The organism is Mesorhizobium waitakense, assembly GCF_056431085.1.
On sequence record NZ_JBWKME010000049.1, the window covers coordinates 66,065 to 80,200 of the forward strand.

Sequence of the window (14,136 nt, forward strand, 5' to 3'; positions counted from 1 at the left end):
ATTTGGTCGTTTGTCAACTGGCCCGAAAAGGCGTTTTCTGCATCTCAGGGCATGAGAATCGCGAGGACAGTGAGATGAGCGCAATGACCAGCACGTTGAATCCGACACAACGGATGGACACCACGGCAGCCATCGCAGTGGCGCTGACAGTGGTCGGCTGGGCCTCTGCTTTTCCGGCCATCCGCGCTGGTCTTGCCGCCTTCGGGCCGCTGGAACTCGGCGCGCTGCGCTTTGCCATCGCCGCGGTGCCGGCGGCGATCTTCCTCGCCGTCAAGCGTCCGGCGCTGCCCAGGCTGGACGAGTTGTGGCGCCTGGCCTTTGGCGGCGCCATCTTCGTGGCGCTGTACACGGCGATGCTCAATTTCGGCGAACTGACCGTCTCGGCCGGCGCTGCCGGCTTCATTATCAATGTCAGCCCGATCTTCACCGCCATCATGGCGATGGCGCTGCTTGGCGAACGCTTTTCAGGCATGGCATGGGTTGGCACCGCCATTTCCTTCGCCGGCATCGGCATTATCGCCATCGGCGACGGGGATGGCCTGCATTTCAACGCCGGGGCGCTGCTGGTGCTGGGTTCGGCGCTGTGCTCGGCCGTCAACACCATCGTCCAGAAGCCGCTCTTCGCCCGCCACCACCCACTGACCATTTCGGCTTCGAACATGGTGCTCGGCGCGCTCTGCCTGGCGCCCTTCCTGCCGAGCGGCCTGGCGCAGGCAGCGGTTGCGAACACAGCCGGCCTCGGAGCCGTGCTCTTTCTCGGCATCGTGCCCAGCCTGATCGCCTATGCCGCCTGGGCGACCGCGCTGTCGCGCCTGCCGGCTGCACGTGCTTCGAACTTCCTCTATCTGGTTTCGCCCATGTCCGCCCTGATCGGCTTCTTCTGGCTGGGCGAAGTGCCGACGCTGCTCGGCATGCTCGGCGGCGCATTGGCGCTGGGCGGTGTTATCGTGGTGAATTTGAAGAGATGAATCAGACAGTTATAAGGATTACTTGAAACGAAAAGGGCCGCTGAAAAGTGGCCCTTTTCGTACCGCCAATCCACTTACCGCCTCCCGAACAGCCTCTCGATATCGGCAAGCTTGAGCTCGATATAGGTCGGGCGGCCGTGGTTGCAGGTACCTGAGCCCGGCGTTGCCTCCATCTGCCGCAGCAGCGCATTCATCTCCTCGGCCTTGAGCAGGCGGCCCGAGCGTACCGAGCCGTGGCAGGCCATGGTTGCCGCGATCTTGTCCAGCCGCTCCTTCAGCGTATCGACCGTGTCGTTGTCGGCGATCTCGTCGGCAAGGTCGCGCACCAATTGCTGGACATTGGTCTCGCCCAGCATCGACGGCGTCTCGCGCACGGCGACCGCACCCGGGCCGAACCGTTCGATGCCGAGCCCGAAACGGGCCAGCGTCTCGGAATGCATCGCCAGCCGTTCGGCGTCTTCTTCCGGCAGGTCGACGATTTCCGGCAGCAGCAGCATCTGTGACGGCACCGCGCGCGAATGCAGCGCGTTCTTCAGGGCCTCATAGACCAGCCGCTCATGTGCCGCATGCTGGTCGACGATGATCAGCGAATCCCTGGTCTGCGCGACGATGTAGTTCTCGTGCACCTGCGCGCGCGCCGCACCCAGCACGGCGCCAAGCAGCGTCTCGGCCGCTTCGTTCTGCCCGGCGCGCGCATCGGCGCTCGCGAGCGGGCCGGCATCGAACCCTGCCTGCTCGTTTTCGCGCAAGCCGCGCTGATCGAAGCCCTCAAAGCCCATGTCGAGCGGCCGCTGCGGCGAGTGCGCCGGATCGAAGCCGGCTGGGCTGGAGGCATGGTATGAAGCCTCGTAGCTGCGATGGCCGTTTGCGGGCCCGCCATGGCCGTAGGATGCCGCACCGGGCCGGAACGCCGCCATCATGCCGGCCGCCCCCGTGGTGGCGGCGCGGATGCCGGCATCGGCGAGCGCTTGCCGAATGGCGCCGACGATCAGCCCACGCACCAGTCCGGGATCACGGAAGCGGACGTCGGCCTTGGCGGGATGAACGTTGACATCGACGATGGCCGGATCGAGCGTCAGGAACAGCACCGTCACCGCGTGGCGGTCGCGCGGCAAGACATCCGCGAAGGCGCCGCGTATGGCGCCGGCAATCAGCTTGTCGCGCACCGGCCTGCCATTGACATAGGCATATTGCTGCAGCGCGTTGGCGCGGGTGAAGGACGGGATCGACACGTGACCGGTCAGACGCACGCCTTCGCGCATCGCGTCGATGGCAATGGAATTGTCCGGAAACTCGGCGCCCATCACCTGGGCGACGCGGCGCAGGCTGCCTTCCGGACTGTCGTCGGTCGCCGGCAATTCCAGGGTCGAGCGATCCGAACCCGCCAATGTGAAGCGCACGGCGGGGAAGGCGATGGCGATGCGCTTGACCACGTCGCTGGTAGCCGAGCTCTCCGCGCGCTCGCCCTTCATGAATTTCAGTCGGGCGGGCGTGGCGAAGAACAGGTCGCGCACTTCGACCGTGGTGCCGCGGTTGGCTGCCGCCGGCCTGACGGGCAAGACGCGGCCGCCCTCGATGCCGATCTCGGCGGCGCTGTCGCTTGTTGCTGTCCGCGAACGGATCGACAGCCGCGACACCGAGCCGATCGACGGCAGCGCCTCGCCGCGAAAGCCCAGCGAACGGATGTCGTTGATATCCTCGGTGAGCTTGGAGGTGCAGTGGCGTGCGATCGCCATCGCCAGTTCCGGTTCGGGGATGCCGGAGCCGTCATCGGTGACGCGGATCAGGTTCAGCCCGCCGCCGGCGGTGACGATCTCGACACGGGCAGCACCAGCATCGAGCGCATTCTCGACCAGTTCCTTGACCACGCTTGCCGGACGCTCGATGACTTCGCCGGCGGCGATCTGGTTGATCATCGTTTCGGAAAGCTGGCGAATGGGCATGGAGATAGTATAGGCGGATTCGGGGGGCGCGGGAGAGGCAATATCGCGAGGTCGGTGGATCAAGTTGCGGTGCGGATTTCACGCACGCCCTTGTGTAGCCGCCGGCGCAACAGATTGCGCAGCGTCACCCCGTCGTCATAGCCGACCTTCGCGGCGATCTCATCGACACTGTCGGATGTGGTCTTCAACAAATGGACAGCCTGCTCGACCCGCAGATCCTGAAAATAGGATAGCGGTGTCTTGCCAAGCACATCGTTGACCCTCCGCGACAGCGTGCGCTTGCTGGCTCCCAGTGCCGCGGCAGCTTCGTCTAGGTTGAAGCCGGCGGCGAGATGGCCGCGCGCCCATCGCTCGAAACGCTCGACCAGCGGGTTCGAATGGGCGAGATGATCCGAGATGGCATAGGCCGACTGCAACGGCCGGCTGTCGACGATCAGATATTTGGCGGTCAGCGCCGCAAGTTCCGGGCTTGTCTGGCGGATGACCATCAGAGCGAGGTCGATGTGGCCGAGTGCTGCTCCGGCGGTTGCGAACTGCCCGTCATTGATCAGCATGCGCGAGGCATCGAGCCGCACTTGCGGGTAGCGTTGCCGGAACATCGGTGCCAGCCACCAGGTCGTGGTTGACGGCCGACGGTCGAGCAGGCCGGTTTCCGCCAGGATGAAAGTACCGATACAGGCCGCCCCGATGCGCGCGCCGGCATCGGCGGCAGCCCGCAATGCCTTGGTCGCCTTGGCAATGTCGCTTCGCTTCAGCGCCTCGCCAAGCGGGCCGGGCATCTTCTGGCCGATCGCGGGGATCACCAGCCAGTCGGGCTCCGGCTCGCTGCCCATCGAGACGACCGGCACCTGAAGGCCTTGCGCGGTGTGGACCGTGTCGCTCACCCCGACAATGGTCACGGCAAAACAGCCGGGCGGGGATGCCAGCATCCCTGCCAGCTCATTGGCGGTGCCGAACACGTCGAGAACGGAGGCCAGCCCGGTGTCGAAGACCCCATCAAGCGCAAGGACGGAAATGTTCATGGCAATAATGATATCAAAGATGTCATTCTTGCCAATACACATTCTGGTTCGATGCTGCGACTGTTGTTTCGACGGCCGTGTTGGCCGCACATCGACGAGGAGAAGACAAATGATCAAACTTGCATTGTTCGCACGCTTCGAAGCCAAGCCTGGCAAGGAGAAGGACGTCGCCGCGTTCCTCAACACCGGGCTGCAACTGGCCAATCAGGAAGCCAGGACCCCTATCTGGTTCGCCCTGCAGCTTTCGCCAAGTGTCTTCGGCGTGTTCGATGCCTTTCACGACGAAGCAGGGCGGCAGGCACATCTCACCGGCGAGATCGCCAAGGCGCTGATGGCCAATGCCGAAACGCTGTTCGTTGGCCCGCCGACCATCGACAAGATCGACGTGCTCGGCCTCAAGAACGACGGCTCAGTCTGATCCTTCGGCATACGAAACGCAATCCGGTCACGCGCCGGATTGCGGTGGCGTGCCTATGCCTGAGCCGCCAGCCAGTCGCGTACCTTGCGTGCATTGTCGCTGAGCTCGCGGTTCTTTGGCCAGATGACGTAGAATCCGATGCCGGTCCTCAGCACATGATCCGTCACCGGCACCAACAGGCCTGATGCCACGAGGCGCTCGACGAGATGCCGCCAGCCGAGCGAGATGCCTTGTCCCTCCATGACCGCTTGAATCACCAAGGCATAATCATTGATGCGCAACCCGCGCTCGGCATTACGGAGGCTGGTTCCGGCTGCCGCGAACCATTCGTCCCAGTTCGGGGCCTCGCGGTAGGGCTCCTCGAGATGGATGAGCCGATGCATGGCAAGTTCGGCGACAGTCTCTGGCAGCCCAAACTTCGCCAGATAGCTGGGGCCGGCGACCGGGAAGATCTCCTCGTCTGCAAGCAACAGCGAATGATAGTCCGGCCAGTCGCGCGGCACGCCGCCGCGCACGCCGAGCGGGATGCCCTCGGCGATGATGTCGAGGTCGCGGTCGGCGGTCTGGATACGCAGATCAACGCCCGGCAGTTCGTCGCGGAATTGCTGTAGGCGCGGCATCATCCAGAACGAGCCAAAGGCGGTCGAGGCGGCCAGCGTCACATGGCCGCCGGTCGCCTGCAGGCGCAGATCCTCCGCCGACTTGCGGATATGCGACAGCCCGAGCGAGACGTCGGCGTGGAAGCGCTCGCCGGCCTCCGTCAAGAGAACCTGGCGGTGGCGGCGCTGGAAGAGCTTGGCGCCGAGCTGTTCCTCCAGCCCGCGCACGGCGTAGGATACGGCCGCCTGCGTCATGCCGAGCTCGCGCCCGGCGGCGGTGAAGCTCGACAGCCGGCCGGCCGCCTCGAAGACAATCAGGCTGCCGGCGGAGGGCAGCAGGTGGCGCAGGCTTCGCATAAGGAGAGTTTATACAAGAGATCAGGATTTTCCAGCGTCACAGCTATATTCCGTCTCGCTAAGTTGACGGGCTGTTGGAGGGATGGGTGCCATGAATGAACCGGCCGTTGCAGTGACCGAACACGCCAACCGCAGAAGCGGCGGTCGCCTGGGGCGCAAGGCGATACGTGGCGCTCCCGTAGCCTCGTTTCCTACGCTGGTGCGCCAGATCCCCGCCTATCAGATGGTGCCTGACGAGGCGGTGGAGTTGATCCACCAGGAATCGCTCTTGATCCTCGAAGAGGTCGGCTGCGAATTCCGCGACGATGAGGCGATCGCCCTGTGGAAGGCCGCCGGGGCCGATGTATCCGAGACGCGCGTCCGCATCGATCGTGCGCTCTTGATGGAGTTGGTCTCGAAGGTCCCGCCGGAATTCACCCTCAATGCCCGCAACCCCGAGCGTACCGTCCGCGTCGGCGGCAGGAATTCCATCTTCGTGCCGATGTATGGCGCGCCCTATGTGCGCGACCTGGACAACAACAGGCGCTACGGTTCGCTCGCCGACCTCAACAATTTTCACAAGCTCGCCTACATGGCGCCGGCGCTGCACTCGTCGAGCTCGGTCATCTGCGAGCCGATGGAAATTGCAGTGCCCAAGCGTCACCTCCACATCATCCATTCGGCGCTGAAGCACTCCGACAAGCCGTTCATGGGCATCGTCACCTCGAAGGAACGCGCCGAAGACACGATGGCGATGGCCGGCATCGTGTTCGGCGAAGAGTTCGTCCGCGACAACCCTGTGCTGGTGTCGATCACCAATTGCAACTCGCCGCTCGTGTGGGACGCCACCATGCTGGACGCCATGAAGGTCTATGCGCGCAACAACCAGCCGTTGATCCTGGCGCCCTTCGCGCTGTGCGGCGCCTCGACCTCGGCCTCTGCCGTCGGCGCGGTGGCGCAAGTCAACGCAGAAGCACTCGCTGGCGTCGCCTTCACGCAGCTCCTGCGTCCGGGGTCGCCGCAGATCTACGGCCAGTTCATGGTGACGGTCGACATGAAGACCGGGGCGCCGATGGGCGGCACGCCGGAGGCCGCCCAGATGATGTACCTGATGGGCGCGCTGGCGCGGAAATACCGGCTGCCTTGGCGCACGTCCGGCTTCCATGTCGGCTCGAAGCTCAATGACGCCCAGGCCGGCTACGAGGCGAACATGCTGATGCACGCCGCCATCCTCGCCGGCGCCAACTACATCTGGCACTCGGCCGGATGGCTGGAGGCTGGGCTCACCTGCGGCTATTCGAAATTCGCCACCGACTGCGAGCAGCTTATCGGCTGGTACAAATATGCAGGTGGCCTTCCGTTCGACGATTTCAAGGAAGCGATGGCGGCGATCCGCGAGGTGGGGCCGCAGGGCCATTTCCTCGGCACCCAGCACACGCTCGAACATTTCGAGTCCGCTTTCTTCATGCCCACCATCATGGACTTCAATTCGTACGAACAGTGGAAGGCCGAAGGCGCGAAGGACCACGACACGCGCGGCCGCGAGAAGGCGCGCAACATGCTGGCCGACTATGAGGAGCCGAAGCTCGACGAGGGCATCGCCGAGGGTCTCAAGGATTTAATCGCGCGGCGTGAGGAAAAACTGCCGGACAGCGTTAGTTGATGTGACAGGCGAAGACCTGACGGAACAACCAAGGGAGGAAAACATGACGCTCTTCAGAAGCAATGGCGACCGCGTGCCGGGCGCTATCGAGACAATGGCGAAAGAGACGCGTGCAGGCCGCATGGACCGGCGCGAATTCCTGGCGCTGGCCAGCGCCTTCGGCGCGTCGACGGCTTTCGCCTATGGCATGATCGGCCTTGCCGCGCCGACAAAGGCCTTGGCCGATGAACCGAAAAAGGGTGGAACGCTGCATGTCGCGATGTCGGTCAAGGCGCAGAAGGATCCGCGCACCTATGACTGGACCGAGATGGCAAACGTCACCCGTTGTTGGTTGGAGCCGCTCGTCCGCTATACGCACCAGTTCACTTTCGAGCCGGTCCTGCTCGAAAGCTGGGACGTCAATGACGACGCCACCGAATACACCCTGCATCTGCGCAAAGGCATTACCTGGAACAACGGCGACGCCTTCAACGCTGATGACGTGGTCTCCAATCTGAACCGCTGGTGCGAGAAGGGTGCTTCCGGCAATTCCATGGCGGCACGCGTCGGCGCGCTGATCGACACAAAGACCGGCAAGGCCCGGGATGGCGCTATCACCAAGGTCGATGACCTCACGGTCAAGCTGAAGCTGACCGAACCCGACATCGCGATCATACCGGGCTTCACCGACTATCCGGCGCTGGTCGTGCATCGCGACTTCGATAAGGATGGCGCCGACCCGATCAAGAAGCCGATCGGTACCGGACCTTTCGAGTTGGTGTCTTATGCAGTGGGTTCGAAGGCGGTCGTCAAGCGTCGCGAGAACGGCAAATGGTGGGGTGGTGAAACGCCGCTCGACGGTGTCGAGTTCATCGACTACGGCACCGACTTCAACGCCACGCTGAATGCCTTCGAATCTGGCGAGATCGACCTCGATTTCGAAACGCCGGCCGACTTCATCGATGCCCTCGACAAGATGGATCTGGTGAAATCGGAGGTCGCGACGGCGACCACGCTCGTTGCCCGCACCAACATCACCCACAAGCCCTATGACGACCAGCGGGTGCGCAATGCGCTCCAGATGGCCGTCGACAACAATGCCGTCATGCAGCTCGGCTACGCCGGGCTTGGCACGGTTGGCGAGAACCACCACGTCGCCCCGATCCATCCCGAATACTATCCGCTACCCAAGAAGACACGCGATGCCGCCGCCGCCAAGAAGCTGATGGCGGATGCCGGGCAGGCCGACTTCGAGCACGAGCTGATCACCGTCGAGGACGAATGGCAGAAGAACACTGGCGATGCGATCGCCGGCCAATTGCGCGATGCCGGCATCAAGGTGAAGCGTACGGTGCTGCCGGGCTCGACCTTCTGGAACGACTGGACGAAGTATCCGTACTCGATGACCATCTGGTACATGCGGCCGCTGGGCGTCCAGGTGCTGGCGCTCGGCTATCGCTCGGGCGAGGCCTGGAACGAAACGGCCTATGCCAACCCGGATTTCGACGCCAAGCTGAAGCAGGCGCTTTCGCTGGCCGATCCTGCCAAGCGCAAGGAGGTGATGAAGGACGTCGAGCAGATCCTGCAGGATTCCGGCGTCATCATCCAGCCGTTCTGGCAGAAGCTCTACTGCCACATGAGCAAGAAGGTGAAGAACTACGGAATGCACCAGACCTACGAAATGGACTTCCAGAACGTTTGGCTGGACGCCTGATTTAACTCCCGAGACTTGCAAGCAAATGCCGCCGGCACCTATGACAAAAGGTGCCGGCGGCCCGTAAATCACTGACAAGCAATTGGCGCAGGCAAAATGTCCGACGACGAGATCATCCTTTCCGAACTTTCCGACGACGAGTTGGTGCAGCAGATGCACGACGACCTCTATGACGGGCTGAAGGAAGAGATCGAGGAAGGCACCAACATCCTGCTCGAGCGCGGCTGGGTACCTTACAAGGTGCTGACGGAAGCGCTGGTCGAAGGCATGCGCATCGTCGGCGAGGATTTTCGCGACGGCATCCTGTTCGTGCCCGAAGTGCTCTTGTCCGCCAATGCGATGAAGGCCGGCATGTTCATCCTGCGTCCGCTGCTTGCCGCCACCGGCGCACCGAAGCAGGGCAAGATGGTCATCGGCACAGTCAAGGGCGACATCCACGACATCGGCAAGAACCTCGTCGGCATGATGATGGAAGGTGCCGGCTTCGACGTCATCGACCTCGGCATCAACAATGCGGTCGAGAAGTATCTCGATGCGATCGAGCAACACCAGCCCGACATCATCGGCATGTCGGCACTGCTGACCACGACCATGCCCTATATGAAGGTCGTCATCGACACGATGAAGGAAAAGGGCATCCGCGACGATTATGTCGTGCTGGTCGGTGGTGCACCGCTGAACGAGGAATTCGGCAAGGCTGTCGGCGCCGACGCCTATTGCCGCGACGCCGCGGTGGCGGTCGAGACCGCCAAGGACTTCATGAAGCGCAAGCACAACGTGCGGACTTGAGCACAGCAGTTCGATCCATGTTTGTGACCGAGAGCGCCGCCATGCACCCGGATGGCAAGATGGCCAGAACCGCTTGGCACGAAGGGGGCTGAGGTCCGTATGCGCATCGAGTCGATCAAAGTCTATCAGGTCCTTCTGCCTGTCAAAGGCGGCGCCTACCGGATGGCTAGCGATACCGTGCAGAATCTGGATAGCACACTCGTTGAAGTGACCACCGAGGACGGACTGTCAGGCTGGGGTGAGACGTGCCCGGTCGGCCCTGTTTATCAGCCCCAACATGCTCTGGGTGCGAGAGCGGCAATTGCCGAAATAGCGCCTGGACTCGTTGGTGAGGGCACTGCGTCCATGCGCCGCCTCGCGAAAAGAATGGACGAGCGGTTGAACGGTCACAACTATGCCAAGGCGGCCTTGGACATAGCCCTCCTCGACCTCGCCGGCCTGCGGCTGGGCGTTCCGGTTTCAACACTTCTGGGCGGGGCGCTCACCGATCGTGTGCCGTCTTACTACTCGACTATTGTCGGTGCACCGGACGAGACGGCGCGTATTGCCGTCGACAAGGTCAAGGCCGGATACCCACGACTTCAGATCAAGATAGGCGGACGGGATCTCGAGCAAGACGTTGCCACCGTGCACAAGGTATGGGAAGCGGTTGGCTTCAAGGCACGGATAGCCGTCGACGCCAATCGCGGCCTCACCGCCGCGGCCGCGCTGCACATCGATCGGCTTTGCCAGGCAATCCCGTTCGTGTTCGAACAGCCTTGCAACACCATGGAGGAAGTCGCGAGCCTCAAGGGGCGCGTGACCCATCCGGTCTACCTCGATGAGAATACCGAGGATTTGAATGCCGTCCTGCGGGCAGTTTCTTCAGGTATCGCGGACGGATTCGGATTGAAGGTCACCCGCCTTGGCGGCCTCACCAAGATGGTCACGGTCCGCGACCTGTGTGCGATACGATCGCTTCCGCACAGCTGCGACGATGCCTGGGGTGGGGACGTCATCGCCGCGGCATGCGTGCACCTCGCCGCTACCGTCGAGCCGAGCCGTTTTGAGGGCGCCTGGATCGCGCAGGAATACATCGAAGGGCATACCGACCCGGTAAACCCCGTCGTCATCGAAAACGGACATATATGCGTCCCGCAGATGCCAGGGCTCGGTGTCAAGCCCGAGCGCTCCCGGCTCAAAGCGCCTGTCGCGACTTTCGGAGGCTGAGAATCCTGTGATGTTCGCGGCGATTGTAACTGCCAGTATCGTCGGCAGTTAACCGCGGAAGTGCTTTTGCGAACCTCCAGAACGTTTGGCTGGATGGCTGAACCAAGGCGCCGCAGGACTTCATGAGCCGCAAAAAAGTCGATATGCAGGATGTGTGGTATTGATAGCCTCAAGCCATCAAAAGCCGGAGACCCTGCATGAGACGGACAGTGCTCGTTGCCGCCCTTTCGATAGCCTTGCCCGCGGCTGCCTTCGCCGGACCAGCGTCCGATGCGGTGAAGTTCTTCTATGTGCCGGCGGTCAAATTCGAGGCCGACGAGCAATACCGGGATCGGTTTACCGAGCCGGTGACGAACCTGTTCAACCTGAACGACCAGGCAACGAAAAAGAACCCGGACGAGGTCGCCTGCATCGATTTCGATCCTGGCCTGGATGCGCAGGACTTCGATCAGAAGACTGTCTCGAAAACGCTGAAACTGTCCGAGAAGTTGGATGGTGACACCGCCGAGGTTACGGCGTCCTTCAGCCTTTTTGCAGAAGGCGATGACTCCAAACGTGACATGGTCTGGTCGCTCAAGAAGATCGACGGCAAGTGGAAGATATCGGACATTGCCTCCAAGACCAGCGACTGGAAGCTCAGCGCGCTGGAATGCGTGGCCGGCCAGACGCCGGAGTGAAGGCGATGGTCCGTCGCCGGATCCTGGCACTATCGGCCATGTGCCTGCTGGCAGCGGGTCCGAGCGGCGCCGCCGCGCAAGGGCTGTTCGGTGCGCCGCCGGCAAACGCGCCGGCTGACAGCGCCCCGGGCGACAGCGGGGCGCCAGCTGCAATTGCGCCCGGCGGTGCGGTGGAACCCGCAACGCCACCAGTGGCATGGCCGCCCAGCGAGCCCGCCGCACCCATCCAGCCGGGATCGCCGACGGCGGTGGTGCGGCCATTTTACGATCAGGTCGGGCTCGAACTCGATCCGGCGCAGCGCAGCCATTTCATCGATCCGGCGAAAACCGTTCTCGACAAGAGCGACGCCTTGCGCAAATCGGGACAGGGCGAATGCCTCGACCCCAACATGGCGCTCGACAACGCGAACTATGACAAAGCCGAGATCGACAAGAGCCTGAAGACGCTTGAAGCGATCAATGGCGACAAGGCCAAGGTCATTGTCGCCTTCGTTGTCGCCGGCAACCCGCACCGGCTGGAATGGAAGTTCAGCAAGGTCGACGGCGACTGGAAGATATCGGACCTGTTGTCGGTGACCGGCGAATGGGCGCTCAGCCAATATCAGTGCGAATGAGCGGGAGACCAAAAGCGCCTTGTTGAAACGGATTCAGGCGACGCGCTTTAAGTCTTTGTTCTTATATATGCCGTTGCCTCAAAACCGGCGTCAATTTTGGGTGACATGCATCAGCCGCGCCCGCGATAGGGCGCCACTCCGGTATCGGGCAACCAGGCGCCTTCCGGCGGCGCGCCGGTCTGCCAGAACACGTCGATCGGAATGCCTCCGCGCGGGAACCAGTAGCCGCCGATACGCAGCCACAGCGGCTTGGTTGCCGCCACGATGCGGCGGCCGATCATGACGGTGCATTCTTCATGGAAGGCGCCGTGGTTGCGAAATGAGGTCATGAACAGTTTCAGCGACTTCGATTCCACCAGCAGCGCATCGGGGGCGTAGTCGATGACGATATGGGCGAAGTCCGGCTGGCCGGTGACCGGGCACAGCGAGGTGAATTCCGGGCAGGTGAAGCGCACGATTGCGGGCGGGCCATCGCCGCGCGTAAACGGCACGGTCTCCAGCACCGCTTGATCGGGGCTCTGGGGCGTCTCGACGTGTGCGCCGAGCTGGGTGAGGTTCTTGGTGACGGTCATGGGCAGCATTCCTTCGAATTTGCCGCTCATTAGCACCGGACCGAAAAGCGCGCAGCGGTTTTCGGACGAATCCAATCATTAAGTAGGATCTGAACCATCGGACCGAAAAGTGCCCCGGCATCGTTGGTGGCGCGCGGTCGGCCCTGCGTACGAGAGCCCGTGTACGTTGGTCAGACCGCGCGCCCGCACGTCATCGGCTTGTCGCCAGACAACGTACGATTCTGTGAGTTGCTGCGTCTCAGACCATCCTGGCGACGGCCATGCAGAGCACGGTCACGACCAGCAGCCGCGCGGCAATGCGCTCGCCCGTCGCCATTCTGGCGCGCAGTTGCGTTTCGGTTTCCGCACTTGCGCCGGCAAGCCGCCGGCTGGGCGCCCTGACCATGGCGCCGAGCACGCCCGCGGCGGCGAAAGCGGTCAGGATGCCAAGCGCCAGCACCATTTCCATCGAGCCGAAATAGGCGCCGTGGAAGAAATACCAGAGCAGCGCTCCGGTCAGGAAAACCATGCCGGCCGCACCCATTTGCGGCTGGATGAAGCGCTCGGCACGGATATCGGGATCGCGCGCCAGCGTGATCGTCGTGCCTGCCCAGAATACGCCCGCCATGACGTGAAGGCCGATAACGACGATGTAGACGTACTGCATGACCGGATTCTCCTCTTTCGTGCGTCATTGCCATATAGTTAGATATCTAACGGTTAGGTGTCAATGTATAAACCACGGCCAGTTCCATCGGCCTTTCCCTTGTTCTAGTGTCTGGCAATGACGCCCTTTGAACGCCCGCCAATAGGCATGAATCTCGGCCGTACCGCCAAGCTGGTTGCCCAGGCTTTTGACGCTGCCCTGGTCGAGGCTGGCGGCACGCTGCCGGTCTGGCTCACTCTGCTGTCGGTCAAGTCGAGCAAGCTTGCCAACCAGCGCGAACTCGCCGGCATGATCGGCATCCAGGGCGCGACGTTGACCCATCATCTCAACGCGATGGAGACGCAGGGCCTGCTGACGCGCCGCCGCGATCCCGTCAATCGCCGGGTTCATCTGGTCGAATTGACCGAGGCCGGAGAAGCGATGTTCGAGACATTGCGCAAGGCAGCTCTTGTCTTCGACAAGCGGCTGCGGGTGGGGCTTTCCGACGAGCGGCTGGCGGAGTTCGCACAGGTGCTGGCGGCCTTGCGGGCCAATGTGGAAAGCTAGGGCAGGCTCAGTCGTCGTAGCTCTGGATTGCGCCAAAGGTGTAGTGGCGCAGCTTCAGTGCGGTGATCAGGTTGGTCAGCTTCGTCTTGCCGTCGAAACTGTCCTGGAACATCTCGTCATGCATCAGCAGGATCAGCTTGCGCGGCTTGACGAAGCGGCCGTAGCCGAACAGGTGATCGATCTCGCTGACCAGATGGTCGACGCTCTGCACCGGCTCGCCGCTGTCCTTGTGCACCCATTCATGGTCCCAGCCGTAGAGATAAAAGCCTGAGGCCGCGACAAACTCATAGTCGGGCTCCTCGCGGCCCTCCTGGGCCAGGCCAAGCGAAGTGTCGTTCTTCGACATCGAGGGCAGCCTGAACACGTCGCGCCCCGGCAGCCGGGCGTGTGCACCACCGGCTTGAGGCCGAGCACCGCGTTTGCCCGCATCATGTCGGCGAC

At 62.7% G+C, this 14,136-nt stretch carries 15 protein-coding genes; 9 read left to right on the forward strand and 6 right to left on the reverse strand.

The features are described from left to right. Nucleotides 1-74 precede the first annotated feature (74 nt). Entirely contained in the window at nucleotides 75-968 is an 894-nt protein-coding gene (locus AC07FD_RS11060) for a DMT family transporter (protein ID WP_478349874.1), read from the forward strand. Nucleotides 969-1,042: 74 nt separating this feature from the next. Here AC07FD_RS11060 and mutL read toward each other — a convergent pair whose 3' ends face one another. Next, on the reverse strand, nucleotides 1,043-2,911 hold the full coding sequence (mutL, locus tag AC07FD_RS11065) for a DNA mismatch repair endonuclease MutL (RefSeq protein WP_478349875.1): 1,869 nt from the start codon (nucleotides 2,909-2,911) through the stop codon (nucleotides 1,043-1,045). A 59-nt stretch (nucleotides 2,912-2,970) separates the two neighbouring features. Next, complete coding sequence (locus AC07FD_RS11070; protein WP_478349876.1) at nucleotides 2,971-3,933, reverse strand: GlxA family transcriptional regulator; 963 nt, start codon at nucleotides 3,931-3,933, stop codon at nucleotides 2,971-2,973. 109 nt (nucleotides 3,934-4,042) lie between these two features. Between AC07FD_RS11070 and AC07FD_RS11075 the strand changes: the two genes are divergently transcribed. Continuing rightward, a complete protein-coding gene (locus AC07FD_RS11075; protein WP_457152315.1) occupies nucleotides 4,043-4,351 on the forward strand; it encodes a putative quinol monooxygenase in 309 nt (102 codons plus the stop codon). A gap of 53 nt (nucleotides 4,352-4,404) precedes the next feature. On the opposite strand, the gene AC07FD_RS11080 is transcribed toward AC07FD_RS11075, so the two are convergent. Next, on the reverse strand, nucleotides 4,405-5,307 hold the full coding sequence (locus tag AC07FD_RS11080) for a LysR substrate-binding domain-containing protein (RefSeq protein WP_478349877.1): 903 nt from the start codon (nucleotides 5,305-5,307) through the stop codon (nucleotides 4,405-4,407). 91 nt (nucleotides 5,308-5,398) lie between these two features. On the opposite strand from AC07FD_RS11080, the gene AC07FD_RS11085 reads away from it, so the two are divergent. The 6 genes from AC07FD_RS11085 (at nucleotide 5,399) to AC07FD_RS11110 (ending at nucleotide 11,931) form a co-directional block, all read left to right on the forward strand. Continuing rightward, complete coding sequence (locus AC07FD_RS11085; protein WP_478349878.1) at nucleotides 5,399-6,949, forward strand: trimethylamine methyltransferase family protein; 1,551 nt, start codon at nucleotides 5,399-5,401, stop codon at nucleotides 6,947-6,949. Between the two features lie 43 nt (nucleotides 6,950-6,992). Next, entirely contained in the window at nucleotides 6,993-8,642 is a 1,650-nt protein-coding gene (locus tag AC07FD_RS11090; protein WP_478349879.1) for an ABC transporter substrate-binding protein, read from the forward strand. A 96-nt stretch (nucleotides 8,643-8,738) separates the two neighbouring features. Then, nucleotides 8,739-9,431, forward strand: a complete 693-nt coding sequence (locus AC07FD_RS11095) for a corrinoid protein (RefSeq protein ID WP_478349880.1) — start codon at nucleotides 8,739-8,741, stop codon at nucleotides 9,429-9,431. Between the two features lie 99 nt (nucleotides 9,432-9,530). Further along, the gene (locus tag AC07FD_RS11100; protein WP_478349881.1) at nucleotides 9,531-10,640 is read left to right on the forward strand and encodes a mandelate racemase/muconate lactonizing enzyme family protein; all 1,110 of its coding nucleotides are present in this window, start codon (nucleotides 9,531-9,533) and stop codon (nucleotides 10,638-10,640) included. Between the two features lie 197 nt (nucleotides 10,641-10,837). Further along, nucleotides 10,838-11,317, forward strand: coding sequence for a DUF3828 domain-containing protein (locus AC07FD_RS11105; RefSeq protein WP_478349882.1), 480 nt, complete (start codon nucleotides 10,838-10,840; stop codon nucleotides 11,315-11,317). Nucleotides 11,318-11,322: 5 nt separating this feature from the next. After that, nucleotides 11,323-11,931 carry a hypothetical protein gene (locus AC07FD_RS11110; protein ID WP_478349883.1) on the forward strand — a complete coding sequence of 203 codons (609 nt, stop codon included), beginning with the start codon at nucleotides 11,323-11,325 and terminating at the stop codon, nucleotides 11,929-11,931. A gap of 110 nt (nucleotides 11,932-12,041) precedes the next feature. On the opposite strand, the gene queF is transcribed toward AC07FD_RS11110, so the two are convergent. Both queF and AC07FD_RS11120 read right to left on the reverse strand, forming a co-directional pair. After that, entirely contained in the window at nucleotides 12,042-12,503 is a 462-nt protein-coding gene (gene queF / locus AC07FD_RS11115) for a preQ(1) synthase (RefSeq protein ID WP_095086672.1), read from the reverse strand. A 238-nt stretch (nucleotides 12,504-12,741) separates the two neighbouring features. Next, complete coding sequence (locus AC07FD_RS11120) at nucleotides 12,742-13,149, reverse strand: hypothetical protein (protein WP_477228875.1); 408 nt, start codon at nucleotides 13,147-13,149, stop codon at nucleotides 12,742-12,744. Between the two features lie 117 nt (nucleotides 13,150-13,266). Here AC07FD_RS11120 and AC07FD_RS11125 point away from each other — a divergent pair, with 117 nt between their 5' ends. Next, nucleotides 13,267-13,695 carry a MarR family winged helix-turn-helix transcriptional regulator gene (locus AC07FD_RS11125; RefSeq protein WP_478349884.1) on the forward strand — a complete coding sequence of 143 codons (429 nt, stop codon included), beginning with the start codon at nucleotides 13,267-13,269 and terminating at the stop codon, nucleotides 13,693-13,695. A 7-nt stretch (nucleotides 13,696-13,702) separates the two neighbouring features. On the opposite strand, the gene AC07FD_RS11130 is transcribed toward AC07FD_RS11125, so the two are convergent. Next, nucleotides 13,703-14,041, reverse strand: a complete 339-nt coding sequence (locus AC07FD_RS11130; protein ID WP_478349912.1) for a polysaccharide deacetylase family protein — start codon at nucleotides 14,039-14,041, stop codon at nucleotides 13,703-13,705. Between the last annotated feature and the right edge of the window lie 95 nt (nucleotides 14,042-14,136).